Here is a 20,805-nt window from a genome sequence, read left to right as displayed (position 1 = left end):
CTGTGTGTGTGCAACCGGAGCTGGACAAGGTCTTCAAAGCGCTGGCCGACCCGACCAGGCGCTACCTGCTCGACCAGCTGCACGAGGACAACGGGCAGACGCTGGGCGAGCTGTGCGCCCGTCTGGACATGACGCGCCAGACGGTCACGCAGCACCTGTCCGTCCTCGAAGCGGCGAACCTGGTCAGCACGGTGCGCCGTGGGCGGGAGAAGCTGCACTACCTGAATCCGGTCCCGTTGCAAGAGATGCAGGAACGCTGGGTGGACAAGTTCGAGCGCCCCCGGCTGCGCGCGCTGAGCGCCGTCAAACGCCGAGCAGAGGAAGCCATGACCGACAAGCCGAGTTACGTCTACGTCACCTACATCGAGAGCACACCGGAGAAGGTGTGGCAGGCGCTCACCGACGCCGAGCTGAGCGGGCAGTACTGGGGGCACCGCAACGAGTCCGACTGGCAGCCCGGCTCCCGCTGGGAGCACGTGCGCCTCGACGGCTCCGGCATCGCCGACGTGTACGGCGAGGTGCTGGAGGCCGTGCCGCCGAAGCGCCTCGTGACCAGCTGGTACGACGTGGGCAACCCGGAGGTCCCGCCGTCCCGCGCGACGTACGACATCGAGCAGTACGACGCGATCGTGCGGCTCACCGTGACCCACGAGGACCTGCCCGACGAGCAGGCCAAGCGCGACGTCGGCCGCGGCTGGCCGGCCGTGCTCGCGAACCTCAAGTCGCTGCTGGAGACCGGCCACGTGCTGCCGCAGCAGCCGTGGACCATGCCCTGATTTTTCAGGCCTCGGCTACTTGTCGACACCCTCGTAGGTGCCTCGCGTGAAGCGCTTCGAGAAGACGAAGTACACGATCGCCACCGGCACCGTCATCAGCAGCGCGGCGGCGAGCTTGAGCGGGAACTGGTTGCCCTGCCCGAGCTCGCCGGACACGAGCGAGGCGACGCCGGTGGTGAGCGTGTTCAGCGCCGGGTCCTGGCGCGACACGATGTAGTGCGGCAGCTCGTTCCAGGAACCCTGGAACGCCAGGATCGTCATGGTGATCAGTGCCGGCTTCGACATCGGCAGCACCACGGACCAGAACGTGCGCAGCGGCCCGGCGCCGTCGATGCGAGCCGCCTCTTCCACACTCAGCGGCACGCTCTCGAAGAACTGCTTCATGATGAACACGCCCGACGCGTCGGCCAGCAGCGGGATGATCATCGCCGCGTAGGTGTCGTACATGCCGAACTGGTTGAGCACCAGGAACTTCGGGATGAGCAGGACCACGCTCGGCACGGCGAGCACGGCCACGATCGCGCCGAACACCGCGCTCCGGCCGCGGAAGCGCAGCCGCGCCAGCGCGTAGCCGGCCATCGAGTTGAACACGACCCGGCCGACGGTGATCGTGACCGACACGAAGATCGAGTTCAGCGCCCAGCGCGGGAAGTCCTGCTGGGCGAGGGTGCTGAACACGGCCACGGACCACTCGTGCGGCCAGGGCGTGAGCGGGTGGGCCGTGGCGTCGGCGTCGGTCTTGAACGCCGTGGCCAGCTGGATCAGGAACGGGTAGATGTAGGCCACCGCGACCAGCAGCAGCACGCCGAAGCCGACCCAGCGCAGGTGTCCGCGTCGCTTCACCGCCGGCTCCTCCGTTTTCCGTCTTTCTCCTTCAGCAGCCAGCGCTGCACCAACGTGAGCACCACGATCACCACGAACAGCAGGAAAGCGATCGCCGAGCCCTGGCCCCATTCCTTGCCGATGAACGACGTCGAGTACGAGAGGTACGCCGGGGTGAGCGTGGTGTTGGCGGGGGCGCCGCGGCTGAGCACGTAGATCTGGTCGAAGACCTGCCACGTGCCGATCAGGCCGAGGGTGAGCACGAGGAACAACGTGGGGCGCAGCTGCGGCAGCGTCACCCGCCAGAAGCGCTGCCACCCGTTGGCGCCGTCGATCACCGCGGCCTCGTCGACGGCAGGCGGCAGGTTCTGCAGTGCCGCGTAGAACATCAGCATGAAGCCGCCGGTGGTCGTCCACACCACGAGCACGATGATCGAGCACATCGCCACGCTCGGGCCCGAGAGCCAGTCCCACCAGGACAGCCCGAGGAACCCGTGTGCCGTCAGCGCGGCCGGGTTCTGCGGCACGCCCAGTCCGTTGAGGACGATCTGGAAGAGGCCACGCGGGTCCGCGAACCAGCTGGGACCGTCCACTCCGAACAGTTTGAGCGCTGCGTTCACCGTGCCGGTGCTGGAGAAGAGGAACAGGAACACCACCGAGATCGCGACGGAGCTGGTCACGGTGGGGAAGTAGAACGCCGTGCGGAAGAACTGCTTGCCCTTGAGCCGGCGCTGGTTCAGCACCATCGCGAGGAACAACGCGAGTGCCGTCTGCAGCGGGACCACGAACAGCACGAAGTAGCCGTTGTTGCGGATGCTCGTGGCGAAGTTGCGTTGCGTGAGGCCGGGTTCGGTGAGCAGTGCGGCGTAGTTCTCGCCGCCGACGAAGTGCACGCGCGACGAGAACGGGCTGCCGTTGCCGGTCCAGTCGCTCACGCTCACCCACAGCGCCATCCCGATGGGCAGCACGAAGAACAGGCCGAGCACCACCAGCGTCGGCGCGAGGAAGAGCCAGCCCACCCGGCCTTCGCGCCGGCTCGGGCCCTTCCCCCGCCGCGCCGGGGACGGTGGCGCGGCGGGGGTGCTCGTCGTGGTGAGCAGGGTGGTCATGCCCAGCTCACTGACCCAGCGCGGCGGTGGTGTTGGTCTGCAGCTGCTGCAGGATGTGCTTCGGGTCCGCGCCCGGCAGCTGCTGGATCTGGGCGTCGAAGTCGGTGAGCACCGGGTCCATCTTCGTGAGTGTCACCGGGCCGTGCGCCGAGTCGGCCCCGGCGAGGAACGCCGCCTGCTGCGGGAACTCCTGCTGGTACTGCGCGCGCACCGACTGCCGCGAGGGCATCACGCCGAACGTCTTCGCGAACGCCAGCTCCTGCTGCGGCTGCATCAGCGCGGCCACGAGCTGCTTGGCCTGGTCCTGGAACTTGCTCTTCGCGGCGATGCCCCAGCACTGCGTGAACGAGAGCGTGCCCGCGCCCGCCGGGCCGGCCGGCAGCGGCACCACCTTGTACTTCACGTCGGGGTAGTCCTTGGTCATCCCGCCGACCATCCAGTTGCCGTCGATGCTCATCGCGGCCTTGCCTTGGCCGAACGCCTCACCCGAGTCGCCCGCGCCGATCTGCTTCGGGTACTTCGCGACGCCGGAGGCGAGCAGGTCACGCACGAACGTGAGCGCCTGCAAGTTCTGCGGGGTGTCGGCGGTGGCCTTCTTCTGGTCCGCGTCGAGCGGCCAGCCGCCCGCCTGCACCAGGAACGCGCCGACGCGGTCGCGGGTGTCGTTGAACACGAGCCCGGTGTGCCCGCCGGTCGTCAGCTTCTGCGCGACGGTCTTGAGCTGGTCCCAGTTCTTCGGGATGTCGTTGTCGGTCAGGCCCGCGGCGGTCCACTGGTCGGTGTTGATCGCCAGCGCCAGCGTGGAGAAGTCCTTGGGGACGCAGTAGAGCTTGCCGTCCTTGGTGAACGTGGTGCGCAGCGTCGGGTAGAGATCGTCCTTGTAGGACACCGAGTCGCCGTAGGGCAGCATCTCGTCGGCGTAGCCCTGGAACTTCGTGGCGTCCACGGCGAACACGTCGGGCGGGCTGCCCGCGGCGAAGCCCTGGCTCAGCTGCTGCGGCAGATCGTTGGCGCCGATCACCTGCACCTTTGAGCCGCCGGAGCCGGCCGCCCACTTCGCGGCCGCGTCCTGCACCGCCGTGAGCTCGGCGCCGCCGCTGGAGGCGATCATCAGCTTGAGCTGGGCGGGGCCGGACTGCTGGGTGGCGGGCGCCGTCGAGTCGTCGAAGCCGCTGCCGCACGCGGTGAGCGTGAGGAGCAGGCCGGCAGCGGCGACAGCCGTGCGCGGGAGGGAACGGGGGTGACGCATCGATCCTCCTTGATCGTGCAGGTGCAGGTGGGGGGATGTCAGGTCGTGCGCAGCACGAGCCGGGGGGCGAGCAGGGTCGAGACGGGTTCGGGGCCGGCGGTGCCGCGCAGGGTCGCGCGCAGCTGGCGCACGCATTCGGCGGCTACTTCGGCGATGGGCTGCGCCACCGAGCTGAGGCCGAGGACGGCGGCGGTCGGGGTGTCGTCGAAGCCGATCACGGACGCGTCGGCGCCCAGGCGCAGGCCGCGCTCGCGCAGCTCGCCGACCACACCGAGCGCGAGGGAGTCGCTGGCGCAGACGAACGCGGTGGGGGCGGCGGGTTCGTCGAGCAGCCGGGCGGCGGCCGAGCGCCCGCCCTCCACACCGTCGAACACGGGAATCTGCGGCCGGTCCGCCAGCCCGGCGGCGGCGAGCCCGGCCTCCCAGCCGGCGCGCCGGTCGTCACCGGTCTCGGAGCCCGCGGGCCAGCCGACGAACGCGATGCGGCGGTGGCCCTGGCGCACGAGGTGCTCGGTGGCCAGGCGGGTGCCGCGGGCACCGTCGACGTCGACCCAGCCGTGCGCCTGCTCGTCGCCCCACGGCCGGCCGAAGGTGACGAACGGCAGCTCGCGCTCCTTGAGCCAGCGGGTGCGCAGGTCGTCGTGGTGAGTGTGGGTGAGCACGAAGCCGTCGACGCCGACCGACGCGATGAGATCGGCGTACGCGCGCGTCTCGGCTTCGTCGTCGGCGGCGGTGAAGAGCATGATCCGGTGGTCGTACTCCTCGGCCGTGGCCGTGAGCGAGTGCAGGAACTGGTCGAGGACCACGCCGCTCACGCCGTTGCCGACCGGGGCGATGCGCATCCCGATGATCTGCGAGCGCGTGGTGCGCAGCTGGCGGGCGGCGGTGTGCGGGCGGTAGCCGAGGCGGTCGATGGCCTCGAGCACGCGTTCGCGGGTTTCCGGGCTCACGAGCTCGGGCGAGTTGATCACGTTCGACACGGTCTGGCGGGAGACGGAAGCGGCCTCCGCGACCGAGTTCAGCGTGGCCCGCTGAGCCATCCCGCCTCCTGGTGACCTCGTCCAGCACCTCGACCGAGGTGCCGATTTGAACGTTCAATCTGGCGGCTACTCTGAACGCTGGCCACTGACCTGTCAAGACTTCGATCGAACTTGACACGAACCCGGTTTGATCGATCCAATCGGGGACACCCAACCCCACCGGAGGACGTTTCCATGCAGCCGCTGCTCCACGACCTCGCGATCGCCCTGCGCGCGCCGACCGTCGTCCTCTCCGGTCGCGACGGGCAGATCCGCGGCAACGGCGCGCAGGGTCTGCTGCACGGTGACCTGCGGTTGGTGAGCGAAGCGGTGGTGACCGTCGACGGACACGAGCCCGAGCCGATCGGCTTCGAGGAGCCGGCGGCGGACCGCGGCACCTTCACCGGGCTGGTGCGCCACCTCGGCAACCCGGGCCCGGACCCGACGGTGTGGCTGCGCCGCCACCGCCGCGTCACGGCGAGCGGGGTGACCGAGCAACTGGAGCTGGTGTCATCGGCGGACGAGGCCGTGGAGTGCGTGGTCGAGCTCGCGCTGGCGGCGGACTTCGCGTCGATCGAGGTGATCAAGTCCGGCGGCTCGGTGGTCCCGCTGGAGCCGGTGCGCATCGAGGGTGGTGTGCGGTGGGAGCAAGGCCTGGTCAAGGCGGTGGTCGCCACCGACGGCGGAAACACGGTGGACGGTGCGCGCGTGCTGGTGAAGTGGCGGGTGCGCGTCGAGGATCGCGTGGAGCTGCACTGGACGCTCACCGCCACGGACCCGGAGGCGCCCTTCGTGCCCGGCTCGGCCGCGCGGCTGCCGACGCCCGTGGTGGAGGCCGACGACCGGCGGTTCACGGCGTTGCTCAACCGTTCGCTCGCCGACCTCGACGCGTTGCTGCTGGCCGAACGCGAGCATCCCGGCGACGTGTTCGCGGGCGCCGGCGCGCCGTGGTTCTTCACGCTGTTCGGCCGCGACAGCCTGTGGGCCGCGCGCCTGGCGTTGCCGCTGTCGCTGGAGCTGGCGGGCGGCACGCTGCGCACACTCGCGCGAGCCCAGGGCGAACGTCACGACCCGGCGACCGGTGAGGCGCCCGGCAAGATCCTGCACGAACGCCGTCGTGCCGGCTTCGAGGTCCACGGCATGTCACTGCCCGCGCGCTACTACGGCACCGTCGACGCGACTGCCCTGTGGGTCGGCCTGCTGTACGACGCCTGGCGCTGGGGCTTGCCCGAGGCCGAGGTCCGCGCACTGCTGCCGAACCTGCGCGCCGCGTTGTTCTGGATCACCGGCCTGTCCGACACCGACGGCGACGGTTTCGCGGAGTACCTCGACGAAAGCGGCCGCGGCCTGGCCAACCAGGGCTGGAAGGACTCGGGCGACGCCGTGCGCTTCGCCGACGGCACGATCGCCAAGCCGCCCGTCGCGCTCGCCGAGGTGCAGGGTTACCAGTACGAGGCCGCCGTCCGCGCCGCCGAGCTGCTCGCCGCGCTCGGCGAAACCGCCGACGGGCTGCTCGAGTGGGCCGCGACCCTGCGCGACCGGTTCCGCTCCCGGTTCTGGGTGTCCACTGCGGACGGTCACTTCCCGGCCCTGGCCCTGGACGGCGCCAAGCAGCCCGTGGATTCCTTGACGAGCAACATCGGGCACCTGCTGGGTACCGGCATCCTGGACCCGGCCGAGAGCGCTTCGGTCGGCGAGCTGCTGCTCGGCCCGTCGATGACCGCCGGCTTCGGCCTGCGCACGATGTCCTCGACCGCGGGCGGCTTCTCGCCGCTGAGCTACCACTGCGGCTCCGTCTGGCCCCACGACACGGCCGTGGTCGTCCGCGGCCTGCACGCGGCGGGCCAGTCGTCGCGCGCCGCTTCGCTGGGGTTGCAGCTCGTGCGCGCGGCCGGCGGGTTCGACAACCGCCTGCCGGAACTGTTCTCGGGCTACGGCTCGGACGACGTGTCGTCGCCGCTGCCGTACCCCGCGTCGTGCCGCCCGCAGGCCTGGGCGGCGGCGTCCGCGGTGACGCTGCTGGTCACCTTCCTGGGTCTGCGCGTCGACGTGCCCGCCGGTGTGGTCACCCTGGACCCGCCGCGCCCCAGCCCGGTGGGCGCGCTGCGCGTGACGGGCCTGCCACTGGCCGGCGGCACCCTGGACGTCACCGTCGCCGCGGACGGGACGGTGACGGACCTGCGACTGCCGCCGGGCCTGCGGCTGGGCTGAAGCTCACCGGTTGAGGATCACCCGCTCCACGACCGTCCACGTCGTGGTCGTCAGCAGGTACAGCGACGCGGCCAAGGGAACAAAAGCGGTGACCGCGACTGTTCCATAAGGGAGGAGGCGCAGGAACCGAGCGCCGGGAGCGGTGAGATCGCGTTGGCGGTCCTGCCACCGGATCGAGAACCACGCCACCACGGCGAGCAGGCCGGCCACGACGAACACGACCGGTGCCGCCGCCAGTCCGTGGGCTCCGAGGGTGATGCCGAACACCGTGCTGCCGAGCAGGGCGTTGGGTGCCCCGGCGATCACGGCGGTGCTGAAGAGGTGGTACATCACCCAGAAGAACGGCAGCTGCGCGAGCATCGGCAGGCACCCGACGAACATCGACGTGCCCGACTCCTGCTGCAGTTTCGCCATCTCCGCCGCGAGCTTCTCACGGTTCTTGCCGTGCTTCTCCTGCAGTTTGCGGATTTCCGGGGCCAGGGCCGTGCGGGCCTGCTGACCGCGCGCCGCGGCTCGGGCGAACGGCAGGAGCAGCAGCCGCACGGCGACGGTGAACAGCACGATCGCGGCGGCGGTCGCGAACGAGCCGGTGAGCGGTTCGGTCGCCGAGGCGAGCCAGTGGACGAGGTGGTACGCGCCGGCGACGGGCACGTCGAAGATTTCGGGCATGACAGCACTCCAGGGGAAAGTCGTTTCAGGGCAGGCGGAACCGGCTGTGGACCGTCCTGATCGGACTGACCTGGAAGGGGGTTACGCAGCCGGGGAGTGCCGTCCGGGTGCGCGAGGCCGGCTTCGGCCGGGGGCGCCGGGATCGCGCAGCCGCAGGAAAGCCGCGCGACGGGAACGTTGGTTCAGCGCGGTGCGGCGGGCGCGGACCGGGACGGTCCACGCGGCCAGCTCACCGCGGTTGGCGTTGCCGACGACCAGGACCACGAGCAGGCTCGCGGCGACGACGGAGGCGAACGCGAGGATCTCCGCCGGGCCGGCTTGGCCGAAGACGTGCACGGCGGGGAACGCGAGGTTCAGCAGCGTGTGCATGTGACGTCCCCCTTTCTCCGTCGCCGCGATTGTAGCCTGTTGTGGTCCTCGGTGCCCTTGCGCTATGCTCGGCTCGATCCCCATGGATGCCGGCCCTGCCGCCCGGGGGAGTTCTCACTCTCGCGAAAGCCGCTTCGCTCTCGATGTGGCGTTCGATCGTTTTGCGATCCCACTGATCGCGCCTTTCATCCTTCAAGGAGTCAAAACCATGTCATACCAAGGAATTCTCGACATCCACGGCAAGGCCGCCACCCTCGGCTACACGCCGGGCGGTCCGACCGTCCCCTTTGGACTGGTCCGCAAGCACAACCTGCGCCGCGGCGACGAGATCGTCGTCGACGGCGAGCAGGTCGTCTCGGTCAACGGCGCGCCTCCGGAGCAGAGCCGCCCGGAGTTCGAACGGCTCACGCCGGTGCACCCCGACCAGCGCCTCGTCCTCGAAACCACCCGCCACCAGCTCACCACCCGCGTGCTCGACCTCGTCGCGCCCGTCGGCAAGGGGCAGCGCGCGCTGATCGTGGCGCCGCCCCGGACCGGGAAAACGTCGGTGCTGCAGGCGATCGCGCAAGCGGTGGCCGTGAACCACCCCGACGTGCACCTCATGGTGCTGCTCGCCGACGAGCGGCCCGAAGAGGTCACCGACATGGCGCGGTCGGTGCGCGGCGAGGTCGTTTCTTCGACGTTCGATCGCAAGCCCTCCGAGCACGTGGCCGTGGCGGAGCTGGCCGTCGAGCGCGCCAAGCGGCTCGTGGAAAGCGGCCGCGACGTCGTGCTGTTGCTCGATTCGCTGACCCGCCTCGGCCGCGCCTACAACCTCGCCGCACGCACGTCGGGACGTGTCCTTTCGGGCGGTGTCGACGCCAGTGCGCTGCACCCGATGAAGAAGATCCTCGGCGCCGCGCGCAACATCGAGGGCGGCGGCTCGCTCACGATCATCGCCACGGCGCTCGTCGGCACCGGCTCGCTGGCCGACACCGTGTTCTTCGAGGAGCTCAAGAGCACCGGCAACTCCGAGCTGCGCCTCGACCGCGTGCTGGCCGACAACCGCGTGTTCCCCGCCGTGGAGCTCTTCGGCTCCGGCACCCGCCGCGACGAGCTGCTCGTGCCGGCGGCGGAACTCCAGGTCATGAACGAGGTCCGCCGCGCCCTGTCCGGCCAGGACCCCAAGCGCGCGACCGAGCAGTTCCTCGACCAGGTCCGCACCACGAAGTCCAACGCCGAGTTCATCGCCCGGGTCGCCGCCTCGCTCGGCACGCCGGCGGCGCTCGCCGCGTGATCGGGGGAGGTGATCTCGGAACATGGCGACAACCGAGCCCGAAAACCGGCCGGCCGGCAACCCAACCTGGGCTGGGCGCTGGGCACGGTGCTGCGCAGCTGGAACGCCGAGGTCGACCACGTCCTCGCCGGCCTGCCCCAGGGCCCACGCGGCTTCCAGGTCCTCGGCGCCGTCGTCCACGCGGACATCCGACCCAGGCCGCGCTCGCCGGGCACCTCGGCATCGACCGCACGGTGATGACCTACCTCGTCGACGAGCTCGTCGACGCGGATCTCGTCGAACGCAAGCCCGCGCCGGAAGACCGCCGGGTGCGCCGCATCGTCGCCACGGCCCAGGGCCGCGAAGCACTGGCCGACGCCGAGCGCCGCGTCGCCGCCGTGGAGGAAGCCGTGCTGGGTGGGCTGACCGCTGAGCAGCGCGCGCTGTTCCAGAACCTCACTTATCAGGCCGCGTGCCTGATCCACGAGCAAGACCCGGTCGCGGACTCGTGCCGCACCGTCTCCGAAGCTCTGCGCTGATCCTTCACGCCCTCCTTGGCTGGATGACGCGTGTCCCGACGCGCACCATCCCGAGCGCGTCGTCGACCTGGCGATCGAGACCGAGCGCGCGGGGCTCGACCTGGTGACCGTGCAGGACCACCCGGACAACGCCGGCCACCTGGACCCGCAGACGCTGCTGAGCTGGCTCGCGGCGCGGAGGACGAAGCTGCGGGTGGCGGCGAACGTCACCAACCTGCCGCCGCGCCCGCCGCAGGTGCTGGCGAAGGCCGCGTATCGCATGACCGGCGCGCGCCGCACCACGGGCGAGTCCCGTCCGGGCCCAGGTTCAGCAGGTTGACCTTGTGGTCACCGTCCAAACCGGACCGGGCGACGAAGTAGTTCGACACCGCGAGGTGCTGCGGCTGCGTCGTCTCGTGGTAGAACCCGTCGCTGCCGAGCGCGAGGTTGTCGTAGGCGCCCCAGTGCGGGCCGGGATCGAGGCGCTGGGCGAAGCCATCGACATCCTGCGTGGCATCTGGGACACCGACGCGTCCGGCCCGCTGCGCCACGAGGGCAAGCACTACCGGGTGCCAGGGCTCAAGCGCGGCCCACGGCCGGCGCACGACATCGGCATCTGGCTCGGCGCCTACCAACCGCGCATACTCGCCCTCACCGGCCGCGCGGCCGACGGCTGGCTGGCCCAGCTACGAATACCTCCAGAACCCCGGGCTTACCGAGGCGATGAAGCGCATCGACCACACCGCCGCCGAAGCCGGGCGCGACCCGGCGCCGGTACAGCGGCTGCGCGCACGGGGTCGCCGAGGCTGGTGGTGCGTGCGCGGTCCACACAGGACGTTGTCGATGCGCTGGCGTATGCCCGCGAGCACAACCTTGCCGTTGGCCGTGCGCAGCGGTGGCCACGGCATCAGCGGCCGGTCGACGCTCGGCCACGGGGTCGTGCTCGACCTGGGCCGGATGAACTCCGTCGAGATCCTGGATCGCGCGAAACGCCTGGTGCGCCTCGAACCGGGCGCGCGTCGGGGCGACGTCGCGCAGGTGCTGGCGCAGGAAGGCCTCGCGATGAACTCCGGTGACCACGGCGACGTCGGGGCGGCGGGATCGCCACCGCCGACGGTCTCGGGTACCTGGCGCGGAAGCACGGGCTCACCATCGACCACGTCGTCGCAGGCGCAGCTCGTGCCGTACTCGGCGATCATGGTGGCCCACCACGGCCAAGGCCGGTCCGACACCCGCAGCGGCCGGCTCACGCACGTGACTCCGGCGGCCGCGCACGCCGTCGCCGATCTCCTGGCTTCCGGCGGCCTCCTCATGGTCCGGTTCCGCCGGGTCAGTGGCCCGGGACCGTCACCAGCCACCGGTCGGTTCGCCGGCGCAGGTAGAAGAACCAGTACCCGCCCGACACCACGAGCACCGCGGTCGTGATGCCCAGGTCCAGCGCGGTCTGCTCGACGAGCACGTAGCCCAGCGCCAGCACCACGACGGCCGGGATCACGGGCCAGCCCGGCATGCGCCAGACGTGCGGGCCGCGGTGGGCGGCGCGGCGGGCGCCGAGCACGGTGATCCCGATGGCCAGGTAGAGCGCGACCACGGCGACACCCGTGACACCGCTCAGCGTCTCGACCGGGACGAAACACAGCACGGCCTCCGACAGGCCGACCACGAGCGTCGCGACCCACGGCGAACCGAAGCGGGAGCTGACCACGCTCAGGGCGCGGTTCACCGGGTCCGGCCAGGCGCGGTCGCGGCCCGACGCGTAGAGCACGCGCGAGTTCTGGATGACCATCACGATCACCGCGTTCACGATCGCGGCGGCGATGCAGAGGCTGATGATCGTGCCCAGCGTCGAGCCGCTCCAGCTCACGACGAGGGCGGTGAGGTCGACCTCGCCCAGGGAGCCGGTGTCGGCGAGCGTGATGGCGACGACGGGGACGAGGATGACGAGCGCGCTGATGCCGAGCGTCCACAGGACCGTGCGCGACACCGTCCGATGTGGCTCGCGCATTTCCTCGGCCAGGTACACGGCCGTCGAAAACCCTTGCACCACAAAGAGAGCCACGGCGAGCCCGGCGATCACGGTGACGAGGCCGACGCCGCTCACGCCGTCGAGGCTCGGGCGCAGAAGCACCGCCGGCGAGCGGTCGGCGTGTGCGAACCCGAGCACCGACACGACCACCACCGCGATGAGCTCGATGGCCAGGAACACCCCGGTGAGCCACGCGTTGGAGCGCAGGTTCGCCAGCCCCATCACGGTCGACGCCAGCATCACCGCCGCACCGGCCAGTGACGGGTCGAGGTGCACGACGGGGGCGAGGTAGTCGGCCACGCCGATCGCGATGATCGGCGGCACGACCAGGATCACGATGAACGACAGCACGAACGTGATCCAGCCGGCGAAGCGGTTGAGCACCGTGGTGACCATGGCGTACTCGCCGCCCGCGCTGGGCACGAGCGTGCCCAGCTCCGAATAGCAGAACGCGATGCCCACGCACAGCAGCACGGCCAGCGCGATGGCCGGCGCCGTGCCCGTGCCGAGGTCGGCGAACAGCGGGGGCACGAGCACGAACAGTGACGACGCGGGCGTCACGCAGCTCAGCGTCAGCAGTGTTCCGCCCGTGACGCCGATGGAGCGCGTCAGCTCGCGGGGTGCCGAGGTGCCTGTCGTGGTGGTGTCGGCGAGAGCCGGATTAGGGGGCATTGGGGCGATGTCCCTCCGTCGGCGGCGCAATGTTTCGACGGATGGAACAGCACTGATTCGGTGTTGTCAACGCCATCAAGACGACTAAATCCGTCGCCTGTCGCGCTGTGGACGGTCGCGTTCAGTGGCTGACCCGCTGGCTTGCCGGGCCTCGGGCGGGTCGGGGATGATCCCGGGGGTGACCAGCCAGGAACCGAGCCACCCCCGGCCCGCGCCGCCGGTGATCGACGACATCTCGAAGAAGATCATCGCCCAGCTGCAGGAGGACGGCCGCCGCGCCTACGCGACGATCGGCAAGGCCGTCGGGCTCTCCGAGGCCGCCGTGCGCCAGCGTGTGCAGCGCCTGTCCGATTCCGGCGTGATCCAGATCGTCGCGGTGTCGGATCCCTTGCAGGTAGGGCTTTTGCGGCAGGCGATGGTGGCGATCACCGTGGACGGCCCGCTGGAGCCGGTCGCGGACGCCCTCGCGGAGATGGCGGAAATCGACTACGTCGTGCTCTGCGCCGGCCGCTTCGACGTGCTGTGCGAAGCCGTGTGCGCCGACGATGAGGCCCTGCTGGACTTGATCTCCAACCGCATCCGCACTCTGCCCGGCGTCCGCACCGCGGAGACGCTCGTGTACCTCAAGCTGCGCAAGCAGTCGTACCAATGGGGCACCCGCTGATCTCGCGCGACTAAATCCGAAGGCTGCGCGTGCTAGAGGGTTTAGAATTAGTCGGCATTGGTCCATTCGGCGACTGATCCGCTTGCGTCGGACGGTCGACTCGTGCGATAACGAAGTGGTCCGGCCGGTTCGCGCCGCCACGCGTGCCCGGCACTTCGAGGTCCGCTTGCGAGGAGCCATGACCACCACCGCCGACCCCAACGCCGCCGCGACCGGCTTGGCCGAGTCCGCGCGCGACAACCTCTGGCTGCACTTCACGCGCCACTCGGGCTTCGAGTCCTCGGAGGTCCCCGTGATCGTGCGTGGTGAAGGCGCCTACATCTGGGACTCCCGCGGCAAACGTTACCTCGACGGGCTCGCCGGTCTCTTCGCTGTGCAGGTCGGCCACGGTCGCGACGAGCTTGCGGAGGCGGCCGCTCGCCAGACGAAGCAGCTGGCGTACTTCCCGCTGTGGGGCCACGCCCACCCGCCGGCCATCGAGCTGGCCGAACGTCTCACGGCTGCCGCTCCCGGGGACCTGAACCGGGTTTTCTTCACCGTCAGCGGTGGTGAGTCGGTGGAGACGGCTTGGAAGCTGGCCAAGCAGTACTTCAAGCTCGTCGGCAAACCGACCAAGCACAAGGTGATCAGCCGCGCCCTCGCGTATCACGGCACTTCCCAGGGGGCGCTGTCCATCACCGGGATCCCCGGTGCGAAGGCGGATTTCGAGCCGCTGGTGCCGAGCACGTTGCGCGTGCCGAACACGAACTTCTACCGTGCTCCTGAGCACGCGGATGACTACGAGGCTTACGGTCGGTGGGCTGCTGACCAGATCGAGCAGGCCATCGAGTTCGAAGGTGCGGACACGGTTGCTGCGGTGTTCCTCGAGCCGGTGCAGAACACGGGTGGGTGTTTTGTACCGCCGCCCGGGTATTTCGAACGGGTTCGGGAGATCTGCGACCGGCACGATGTGCTGCTGGTTTCGGACGAGGTGATTTGTGCGTTCGGCCGGGTCGGGTACGACTTCGCGGCCAAGCGGTACGGGTATCAGCCGGACATCATCACCACGGCCAAGGGCCTCACCTCCGGTTACGCTCCCCTGGGTGCCGTGCTGGCGAGCGACCGCCTGATGGAACCGTTCGAAGCCGGGTCGACGACGTTCATGCACGGCTCTACTTATGGTGGTCATCCGGTTTCGTGCGCTGTCGCCTTGGCCAACCTGGACCTGATCGAACGTGAGGGCATTTACGGTCACGTCCTCGCTCAGGAATCGGCCTTCCGCTCGACCCTCGACCGGCTCCTCGACCTCCCGATCGTCGGCGACGTCCGAGGCGCTGGGTTCTTCTACGGGATCGAACTGGTCAAGGACAAGTCCACGAAGGAAACCTTCACGCCGGAGGAATCCGAACGGGTCCTGCGCGGCTACCTCTCCGACGCCCTCTTCGAAGCCGGCCTGTACTGCCGCGCCGACGACCGCGCAGAGCCGGTCATCCAGCTCTCGCCGCCGCTGATCTGCGGCCAGAAGGAATTCGACGAGATGGAACAGATTCTCCGCGAGACTCTTACCGGTGCGTGGAAACTTCTTTAAAGCTCACCATCTGCTCGGCGGAAATATTTGCCCTTCGGGCAAAAGAAGAACCACTATGCGCTCCCCGAATTTCGATTGTCACCGCGTCGTCACCTTTTGTCGGGGGCCGGCCGGAGGAAGGTCGGGGGTGGTTGGGGAGATCTTGTGTTCGGTTGCCGGCTGGCTGCTGCACGGTGGCGGTCTCTTGCGTGTAGTAGGGGTTGGGCGTTGTCGGCGGACGTAGGGTGGGTCGATGCGGCCGCTGAGGTATTCGATCAATGTCACGTTGGACGGGTGTTGTGATCATCGGACGATCACGCCCTCCGAGGAGTTGCATCGGCATGCGGCTGGGGTGATTGCCCAGGCGGATGCGCTCCTCTTCGGGCGGGTGACGTACGAGATGATGGAGGCGGCCTGGCGGGCGCCGGATCCGGCGATGCCGGAGTGGATGCTGCCGTTCGCGGCGACGATCGATGCGGCGCGGAAGTACGTGGTGTCGAGCACGCTCGGGCGGGTGGATTGGAATGCCGAGCTGGTGCGGGGGGATCTGGGTGAGGCGGTGCGGCGGCTCAAGGAGGAGCCGGGTGAAGGGCTGTACGTCGGGGGCGTGCAGCTGCCGATGGCGTTGGCCGAGCTGGGGTTGATCGACGAGTACGAGTTCGTGGTGCATCCTCGGGTGGTGGGGCATGGGCCGGCGTTGTTCGCCGGGTTGCCGCAGTACCTCGATCTGCGGCTGGTGGACCGGATGGAGTTCGAGTCCGGCGCGGTCGCGATGAAGTACGAGCCGAGGCGCTGAAGCGGACATTGGCGACACGCCCAGCCAGTCGGTCAGACCTTCACTACGCTTCCCCGTGTTCGCTCACGAAACGGAGGAAGCCGCGTGGCGGGATGGGCTGATCTGGTCGCGTTCATGAGGCAGGAGTACCGGGTGATCCGGGAGGAGCCCGACGAGGTGCGGATTCGCATGGCGTTCGGGGAGGATGCGGAGACGACCGGGCGCGCGCAGGTGGTGGTGGTCGCGCACGAGGTCTTCGACAAGAAGGAAGACTGGGTGCAGATCGCGACGCCGTTCGCGCGGGTGGACGAGGTGGATCTGCTCGACGTGCTGACCGAGGTGGGGCACACGCTCGTGGTCGGTGGGATCGTGGTGATGGGGGAGCACGTGGTCCTGCGGCATTCGTTGCCGTTGGTGAACCTCGACATCAACGAGTTCACCGACCCGCTGGAGCTGGTGGCCGGGTCGGCGGAGTTGCTGGAGCAGCAGTTCACCGGACGTGACGATTACTGATCCGCGACGCGAGAAGGGCCTCCCAGGTTTCCTGGGAGGCCCTTCTTCGGTCAGTAGCCGGGTCCGTCCATTCTGGACTTCGAGGTGCCAGGAGTCACGGCGGCGCAGTGGGTTCCGCGGGCGGGGAGCACGCCGTCGATCAGGAACTTGTCCGTGGTGGACACCATGCAGTCGCTGTTCTTGAAGTACGCGCTGTGGCCCCAGCCGTCGTAGGTCAGCAGCGGGGCGCCGGTTTGGCGGGAGACGTGCTGGGCCCAGGAGTACGGCGTGGCGGGGTCGTAACGGCTGTTGAGCAGGAGCACGGGCAGGTTGCCCAGGAAGCCCGGCGCGCGCTGCGGGTCGCGGACGGTGCCGGGCCAGCCGAGGCAACCGGTGGCGGAAGTCCAGGCCAGGGGTGAGAACCGGATGTCCGGGGCGATCGCGCCCAGCGAGCGGCGGAAGGTTTCGAGCTCGCCGTAGCCGCTGACGGGCAGGCGCCAGTCGGAGCAGAAGATGCTGCTGAACGACGTGGGCACCGTGATGTCGCCGAACGCGGACTCGGCGGGTTTGCCGTCGCGCAGGTTGACCATGCTCGTGGCGAGGCCGGACCAGTCGGGGCCGTAGAAGGCGTGGGTGATCATGCCCATCAGCGCCACGGGGTCGAGCGGATCGTCGGGGGTGCCGAGGGTGCCGTGTTCGGCGCGGGTGTAGAGCTGGGCCATGACCGAGCGGACGTCCTGGCCGTGCAGGGCGCAGGACGGAGTCGTGGCGCACCAGTGGACGAACTGGCCGAACATCTCCTGCGTGGCCCGGGTTTGTGAGCTCAGGAACTCCCACGTGCTGCGCACGGAGTGGTCCATCGTCCCGTCGAGCACCAGTGCGCGCACGCGGTCCGGGTAGGCCTCGGCGTACTCCTGGCCCATGAGCGTGCCGTAGGAAGTGCCGTAGTACGTCAGCTTGCTTTCGCCGAGCGCCGCGCGGATGGCGTCGATGTCGTGGGCCACGCTCGTGGTGTCGACGTGCGAGGCGAGCGGTCCGGTGGTCTTCGCGCAGCTCGTGCCGAGGGCCTCGTTGCGCGCGGTGAGCTGGCGGAACTCGGCGACGCTCTTCGGCAGCTGCGGGTTCGGGGCCGTAACCTCGGTGAGGCCGCAGCGCACGGGGCTGCTCTGCCCGACGCCGCGCGGGTCGAAGCCCACGGTGTCGAAGCGGGCCGTGATGGCGGGCGACAGGGTCCAGCCGTCCTGGACCTCGCCCGCGCCTTCGCCGCCCGGGCCGCCGGGGTCCATGAGAATGGAGCCGATGCGGTGGGCGGGGTCCGTGGCCTTGCGCCGCGCGAGGGCGAGCCGGATCGTGCCGTCACCCGGATGGGCCCAGTCGATCGGAACGGTGACCGTGCCGCAGTCGACGCCGGCGGCGGTGGGACACGGTTTCCAGTCGACGGTCTCGCGCGCGGCGTCGGCCGGGGCGGCGAGCAGAGCCGCGAGTGTGGTGGCCGCCGCGGTGACGACGGTCAGCTTCCTGCCCAGGGCCATGCGCCACGCCTTCCGGTGGTGAAGATCAACCGTTCGGGCGTGGATCTTGCCAGAAGAACGTCGCCCCGGCCCGGTGAAGGCCTGGCGCCGTCTGATGTGGACTTCCCGGAAATAGAACAGAGTTCGGTTTTCGTTGTCGTACGTTCGGGCTAATCCGGGTGGTGGCCACCGGCCAGAACCGAATGAGATTCTTGACATGACTCACTAAGCGGGCGTTCACTGGCGGCGCCGGAAAGAGGCTGTCACCCTCGTGAAGGGACGTACATGTCCGGAAACCGCACTCGACGAAGACTGCGAACCACCATCCTCCTGGCACCGCTCACCCTCTTGCTCGCCGCGACGCCGGCACTCGCCGCTCCCGCCGCTCCCGCCGCGAAGGCGTCGCCGACCTCCGCCCCGGGCAACGGCCCGGCGAAGATCACCGGCCCCGTCCCGGCGCAGGGCAAACCCGGGGATCCTGCGCACGACTACGTCTTCTACTCGACGCCGTACGACCTGAAGAAGGCCGGCTACGAGGAAGAGGAGTTCTTCATCTCGGGCACCGCCACCCGGTACGACCCGAACCCGACCGTCGACGAGCAGAAGCAGGTCGCCACTCCGCTGGGCACCACGCCGTACACGACCCGGATCGTGGTGCGGCGCCCGGTGAAGCCCGCGAAGTCGGCGGGCGTCGCGGTGGTCGACTGGCAGAACGTGACCGCCGGGCACGACATCGACACCGAGTGGGGCACGAGCGCCGACTACTACGTCCGCAACGGCTGGACGTGGGTGGGCGCTTCGGTGCAGCACGTCGGCGTCAACGGCGCCACCACGGGCGGGACCGCCGGCCTCGGCCTCACGCAGTGGAGCCCGCAGCGCTACGGCTCGCTCGACGTCACCGACGGCGGCGCCGTCCTCGACGACTCGCAATCCTTCGACATCTACACGCAGATCGCGCAGCTGCTCAAGGGCCGCGGCAAGAAGAACCCGCTGGCCGACCTCGGCATCGACCGCGTGTACGCCGGCGGCGCCTCGCAGTCCGGCCGCTACCTCGGCGTGTACTACAACACCGTGCAGCCGCTGCGCCACGTCTACGACGGCTTCCTCTTCGCCCTCTCCGACAGCTCCCTGCCGCCGCGCGAGGGCGTCGGCACCAAGGCCATCCGCGTCTACACCGAGAACGACGTTTATCGCGGCGCCGGCGTCCCGAGCAAAACCGCCCCCGACAGCGATTCGCTGCGCACCTGGGAAATCGCCGGAGCTTCCCACGTGCCCGCCTACTCCACCGGCACCGACCCGACCGACTTCCGCACCACGCTCGGCGCCATCCAGACCCGCGAGTTCGGCGCGCAGGCGCCCTTCGCCTGCACCAACCCCGGCCCGAGCCAGGTCGAGTCCTGGACGGTCTTCCACGCCGCCTACGACGCGCTCGACAAGTGGGTCAACCGCGGCATCGCGCCCCGCCGCGCCGCGCCGTTGGCACTGCTCGACCCGGGCCCGCCCGCTGTCCTGGCGCGCGACTCCCTCGGCCTCGCCCAGGGCGGCATCCGCCTGCCCGACGTGGAGGTCCCCACGGGCCTCAACGACGGCATCAACTCACCCGCCAACCTCGACAACCCGCTCAGCTCCTTCTGCGTTCTCTACGGCACGCATCGGGATTTCGACGCCGCGCAGCTTCATTCGCTGTACTACAGCACTGCCGATTACCGGCAACAGGTCGCCGACGTCGTGCAACGCTTGGAGACCCAACGGTTCCTCCTCCCGGAGGACGGCCGCACACTGATCAAGGAGGCGGCGAAGCACAAGCTCTTCTGATCCGGTGGTCTTGTGGCCAGGCCCGCACTCGCGCCGCTCGAGTGCGGGCCGTCGCTGGCCGGCCCAGGCGAACAACCGCAAGCTCTCCTGATCGTCGTTCCCCGGTGGTAGCCTGGCCCCGCGCGACTGGCGAGGGTGGGCCACCACCGGGGAGCGCGAGCAACGGGAGCGTCGTCCGCCTGGGGGCTCCTCGGTGTCCGGCACTGAGGAGCGCTTCGCGTGATGGACCTGCGTTACGGCATGAACCCCCACCAGCCCGCCCGGGTGCTCGACGACGGACCCCTGCGGGTCCTCGCCGGCACCCCGTCCTACATCAACCTGCTCGACGCGCTCAACGCGTGGCAGCTCGTCCGCACGGCCGCGGCCGCCACCGGGACCGCGGTCGCGGCGTCGTTCAAACACGTGTCGCCGGCGGGGGTGGCCGCGGCCGGCCCGCTGGACGACGTGATGCGGGAAACCTGGCGCGTCACCGAGCCCGGCCCGCTCACCGCCGCCTACGTGCGCGCCCGCGATGCCGATCCGAAGTCCAGCTTCGGTGACGTCGTGGCGGTTTCCGCGCCCGTCGACGCGGAGCTGGCCGACCTGCTGTCACAGGTGATCTCCGACGCCGTGATCGCGCCCGGGTTCGAGCCCGGCACGCTCGAAGTGCTCGCCCGCAAGAAATCCGGCACTTTCCTGGTCCTGGAGGCAGATCCGGCGTACGAGCCGCCCGAGTGGGAACGCCGCGACGTCCACGGCGTCGTCGTCGAGCAGCGCCGCGACCGGGCCCCGTTCCCGCCCGGGCTCCCGCGCGACGCCCTCCTCGGCCTCACCACGGTTCGCCACACGCAGTCCAACTCCGTCGCCATTGTGGGCGGCGGCATGACCCTCGGCATCGGCGCCGGGCAACAGAACCGCGTCGACTGCGTCCGCCTCGCCGTCGGCAAGGCTCGCACCTGGTGGCTGCGCCGGCACCCCACGGTGCGCACCCTGCCCCGCGTCGACGGCATGCCCCGCCAGGACCGCCTCAACTGGCAGATCCGCCTCGCCGAGGGCAGCCTCACGGCGGCCCAGGAAGCCGAGTTCACCGAGCTTTTCCCCGGCGTCTCACCAGTTCTCCCCGACCCCGGCCCATGGTCCAGCCACGCGACCCTCGCCTCCGACGGCTTCCTGCCCTTCCGCGACAACATCGAGCACGCCGCCACCATCGGCATCAGCCACGTCGTGGAACCCGGTGGCTCCACGCGCTCCGCGGACGTCACCGCCGCGTGCACGCAGCACGGCATCAGCCTGACCCACACCGGCTTGCGCCTGTTCCACCACTGACG

At 69.8% G+C, this 20,805-nt stretch carries 21 protein-coding genes and 1 pseudogene; 14 read left to right on the top strand and 8 right to left on the bottom strand.

Annotated elements, in window-relative coordinates; translation table 11 throughout:
* The first annotated feature begins 8 nt into the window (after positions 1–8).
* Complete coding sequence (locus tag AB0K15_RS36560; protein WP_364061302.1) at positions 9–776, top strand: metalloregulator ArsR/SmtB family transcription factor; 768 nt, start codon at positions 9–11, stop codon at positions 774–776.
* A gap of 15 nt (positions 777–791) precedes the next feature.
* Here the strand turns inward: AB0K15_RS36560 and AB0K15_RS36555 are convergent, their stop codons facing one another.
* Genes AB0K15_RS36555 through AB0K15_RS36540 form a run of 4 tightly spaced genes read right to left on the bottom strand, consistent with a single transcriptional unit; the run spans position 792 to position 4,996 of the window.
* A complete protein-coding gene (locus AB0K15_RS36555; RefSeq protein WP_364061299.1) occupies positions 792–1,619 on the bottom strand; it encodes a carbohydrate ABC transporter permease in 828 nt (275 codons plus the stop codon).
* Positions 1,616–2,707 (bottom strand): sugar ABC transporter permease, encoded by a 1,092-nt coding sequence (locus AB0K15_RS36550; protein WP_364061296.1) that lies wholly within the window; start codon positions 2,705–2,707, stop codon positions 1,616–1,618. The genes AB0K15_RS36555 and AB0K15_RS36550 overlap by 4 nt, the downstream gene beginning before the upstream one ends.
* Before the next feature lie 7 nt (positions 2,708–2,714).
* Complete coding sequence (locus AB0K15_RS36545; protein ID WP_364061293.1) at positions 2,715–3,956, bottom strand: sugar ABC transporter substrate-binding protein; 1,242 nt, start codon at positions 3,954–3,956, stop codon at positions 2,715–2,717.
* A 38-nt stretch (positions 3,957–3,994) separates the two neighbouring features.
* Positions 3,995–4,996, bottom strand: coding sequence for a LacI family DNA-binding transcriptional regulator (locus tag AB0K15_RS36540; RefSeq protein WP_364061290.1), 1,002 nt, complete (start codon positions 4,994–4,996; stop codon positions 3,995–3,997).
* Positions 4,997–5,170: 174 nt separating this feature from the next.
* Between AB0K15_RS36540 and AB0K15_RS36535 the strand changes: the two genes are divergently transcribed.
* Complete coding sequence (locus AB0K15_RS36535; protein WP_364061287.1) at positions 5,171–7,186, top strand: glycogen debranching N-terminal domain-containing protein; 2,016 nt, start codon at positions 5,171–5,173, stop codon at positions 7,184–7,186.
* Positions 7,187–7,189: 3 nt separating this feature from the next.
* Here AB0K15_RS36535 and yidC read toward each other — a convergent pair whose 3' ends face one another.
* Complete coding sequence (yidC, locus tag AB0K15_RS36530; RefSeq protein ID WP_364061284.1) at positions 7,190–7,855, bottom strand: membrane protein insertase YidC; 666 nt, start codon at positions 7,853–7,855, stop codon at positions 7,190–7,192.
* Between the two features lie 81 nt (positions 7,856–7,936).
* The gene (locus AB0K15_RS36525) at positions 7,937–8,224 is read right to left on the bottom strand and encodes a DUF6412 domain-containing protein (RefSeq protein WP_364061281.1); all 288 of its coding nucleotides are present in this window, start codon (positions 8,222–8,224) and stop codon (positions 7,937–7,939) included.
* Positions 8,225–8,432: 208 nt separating this feature from the next.
* Between AB0K15_RS36525 and rho the strand changes: the two genes are divergently transcribed.
* The 6 genes and pseudogenes from rho (at position 8,433) to AB0K15_RS36495 (ending at position 11,422) form a co-directional block, all read left to right on the top strand.
* Entirely contained in the window at positions 8,433–9,500 is a 1,068-nt protein-coding gene (gene rho / locus AB0K15_RS36520) for a transcription termination factor Rho (protein ID WP_364061278.1), read from the top strand.
* Positions 9,501–9,509: 9 nt separating this feature from the next.
* Positions 9,510–9,737 carry a hypothetical protein gene (locus AB0K15_RS36515; protein WP_364061275.1) on the top strand — a complete coding sequence of 76 codons (228 nt, stop codon included), beginning with the start codon at positions 9,510–9,512 and terminating at the stop codon, positions 9,735–9,737.
* Complete coding sequence (locus tag AB0K15_RS36510) at positions 9,734–10,018, top strand: hypothetical protein (RefSeq protein ID WP_364061272.1); 285 nt, start codon at positions 9,734–9,736, stop codon at positions 10,016–10,018. The genes AB0K15_RS36515 and AB0K15_RS36510 overlap by 4 nt, the downstream gene beginning before the upstream one ends.
* Positions 10,019–10,037: 19 nt before the next feature.
* The gene (locus AB0K15_RS36505; RefSeq protein WP_364061392.1) at positions 10,038–10,337 is read left to right on the top strand and encodes an LLM class flavin-dependent oxidoreductase; all 300 of its coding nucleotides are present in this window, start codon (positions 10,038–10,040) and stop codon (positions 10,335–10,337) included.
* A gap of 55 nt (positions 10,338–10,392) precedes the next feature.
* Positions 10,393–10,851: pseudogene (locus AB0K15_RS36500) on the top strand (LLM class flavin-dependent oxidoreductase); the annotation flags it as partial.
* Between the two features lies 1 nt (position 10,852).
* Positions 10,853–11,422: an FAD-binding protein gene (locus AB0K15_RS36495; protein WP_364061269.1), complete on the top strand. Its 570-nt coding sequence runs from the start codon at positions 10,853–10,855 to the stop codon at positions 11,420–11,422.
* Here AB0K15_RS36495 and AB0K15_RS36490 read toward each other — a convergent pair.
* Positions 11,328–12,695 carry an APC family permease gene (locus tag AB0K15_RS36490; protein ID WP_364061266.1) on the bottom strand — a complete coding sequence of 456 codons (1,368 nt, stop codon included), beginning with the start codon at positions 12,693–12,695 and terminating at the stop codon, positions 11,328–11,330. The genes AB0K15_RS36495 and AB0K15_RS36490 overlap by 95 nt on opposite strands.
* A gap of 166 nt (positions 12,696–12,861) precedes the next feature.
* Here AB0K15_RS36490 and AB0K15_RS36485 point away from each other — a divergent pair, with 166 nt between their 5' ends.
* The 4 genes from AB0K15_RS36485 to AB0K15_RS36470 all read left to right on the top strand — a co-directional run bounded on the left by AB0K15_RS36485 (position 12,862) and on the right by AB0K15_RS36470 (position 16,193).
* Positions 12,862–13,359, top strand: coding sequence for an Lrp/AsnC family transcriptional regulator (locus AB0K15_RS36485; protein WP_364061389.1), 498 nt, complete (start codon positions 12,862–12,864; stop codon positions 13,357–13,359).
* Between the two features lie 178 nt (positions 13,360–13,537).
* Positions 13,538–14,926, top strand: a complete 1,389-nt coding sequence (locus tag AB0K15_RS36480) for an aspartate aminotransferase family protein (protein WP_364061263.1) — start codon at positions 13,538–13,540, stop codon at positions 14,924–14,926.
* A gap of 232 nt (positions 14,927–15,158) precedes the next feature.
* The gene (locus AB0K15_RS36475; protein ID WP_364061260.1) at positions 15,159–15,701 is read left to right on the top strand and encodes a dihydrofolate reductase family protein; all 543 of its coding nucleotides are present in this window, start codon (positions 15,159–15,161) and stop codon (positions 15,699–15,701) included.
* A gap of 84 nt (positions 15,702–15,785) precedes the next feature.
* Positions 15,786–16,193, top strand: coding sequence for a YbjN domain-containing protein (locus tag AB0K15_RS36470; RefSeq protein ID WP_220243591.1), 408 nt, complete (start codon positions 15,786–15,788; stop codon positions 16,191–16,193).
* Positions 16,194–16,243: 50 nt separating this feature from the next.
* Here the strand turns inward: AB0K15_RS36470 and AB0K15_RS36465 are convergent, their stop codons facing one another.
* Positions 16,244–17,704 (bottom strand): alpha/beta hydrolase, encoded by a 1,461-nt coding sequence (locus AB0K15_RS36465; RefSeq protein WP_364061255.1) that lies wholly within the window; start codon positions 17,702–17,704, stop codon positions 16,244–16,246.
* Positions 17,705–17,968: 264 nt separating this feature from the next.
* On the opposite strand from AB0K15_RS36465, the gene AB0K15_RS36460 reads away from it, so the two are divergent.
* Positions 17,969–19,498 (top strand): alpha/beta hydrolase domain-containing protein, encoded by a 1,530-nt coding sequence (locus AB0K15_RS36460; protein ID WP_364061252.1) that lies wholly within the window; start codon positions 17,969–17,971, stop codon positions 19,496–19,498.
* Between the two features lie 222 nt (positions 19,499–19,720).
* Positions 19,721–20,803 carry a 5-aminoimidazole-4-carboxamide ribonucleotide transformylase gene (locus AB0K15_RS36455; protein ID WP_364061249.1) on the top strand — a complete coding sequence of 361 codons (1,083 nt, stop codon included), beginning with the start codon at positions 19,721–19,723 and terminating at the stop codon, positions 20,801–20,803.
* Positions 20,804–20,805: the final 2 nt, after the last annotated feature.

This window comes from Amycolatopsis sp. NPDC049253 (assembly GCF_040678995.1).
GTDB lineage: Bacteria > Actinomycetota > Actinomycetes > Mycobacteriales > Pseudonocardiaceae > Amycolatopsis.
The sequence above is the reverse complement of the archived record's forward strand: the minus strand, read 5'-3'. Positions and strand labels throughout refer to the sequence as shown.

What these genes read in the sequence shown, in the direction of transcription:
- AB0K15_RS36550 (WP_364061296.1), bottom strand. Translation starts at nt 2,707, where the DNA reads ATGACCACCCTGCTCACCACGACGAGCACCCCCGCCGCGCCACCGTCC.
- AB0K15_RS36545 (WP_364061293.1), bottom strand. Translation starts at nt 3,956, where the DNA reads ATGCGTCACCCCCGTTCCCTCCCGCGCACGGCTGTCGCCGCTGCCGGC.
- AB0K15_RS36540 (WP_364061290.1), bottom strand. Translation starts at nt 4,996, where the DNA reads ATGGCTCAGCGGGCCACGCTGAACTCGGTCGCGGAGGCCGCTTCCGTC.
- AB0K15_RS36535 (WP_364061287.1), top strand. Translation starts at nt 5,171, where the DNA reads ATGCAGCCGCTGCTCCACGACCTCGCGATCGCCCTGCGCGCGCCGACC.
- yidC (WP_364061284.1), bottom strand. Translation starts at nt 7,855, where the DNA reads ATGCCCGAAATCTTCGACGTGCCCGTCGCCGGCGCGTACCACCTCGTC.
- AB0K15_RS36525 (WP_364061281.1), bottom strand. Translation starts at nt 8,224, where the DNA reads ATGCACACGCTGCTGAACCTCGCGTTCCCCGCCGTGCACGTCTTCGGC.
- rho (WP_364061278.1), top strand. Translation starts at nt 8,433, where the DNA reads ATGTCATACCAAGGAATTCTCGACATCCACGGCAAGGCCGCCACCCTC.
- AB0K15_RS36495 (WP_364061269.1), top strand. Translation starts at nt 10,853, where the DNA reads ATGCCCGCGAGCACAACCTTGCCGTTGGCCGTGCGCAGCGGTGGCCAC.
- AB0K15_RS36490 (WP_364061266.1), bottom strand. Translation starts at nt 12,695, where the DNA reads ATGCCCCCTAATCCGGCTCTCGCCGACACCACCACGACAGGCACCTCG.
- AB0K15_RS36485 (WP_364061389.1), top strand. Translation starts at nt 12,862, where the DNA reads ATGATCCCGGGGGTGACCAGCCAGGAACCGAGCCACCCCCGGCCCGCG.
- AB0K15_RS36480 (WP_364061263.1), top strand. Translation starts at nt 13,538, where the DNA reads ATGACCACCACCGCCGACCCCAACGCCGCCGCGACCGGCTTGGCCGAG.
- AB0K15_RS36475 (WP_364061260.1), top strand. Translation starts at nt 15,159, where the DNA reads ATGCGGCCGCTGAGGTATTCGATCAATGTCACGTTGGACGGGTGTTGT.
- AB0K15_RS36465 (WP_364061255.1), bottom strand. Translation starts at nt 17,704, where the DNA reads ATGGCCCTGGGCAGGAAGCTGACCGTCGTCACCGCGGCGGCCACCACA.
- AB0K15_RS36460 (WP_364061252.1), top strand. Translation starts at nt 17,969, where the DNA reads ATGTCCGGAAACCGCACTCGACGAAGACTGCGAACCACCATCCTCCTG.
- AB0K15_RS36455 (WP_364061249.1), top strand. Translation starts at nt 19,721, where the DNA reads ATGGACCTGCGTTACGGCATGAACCCCCACCAGCCCGCCCGGGTGCTC.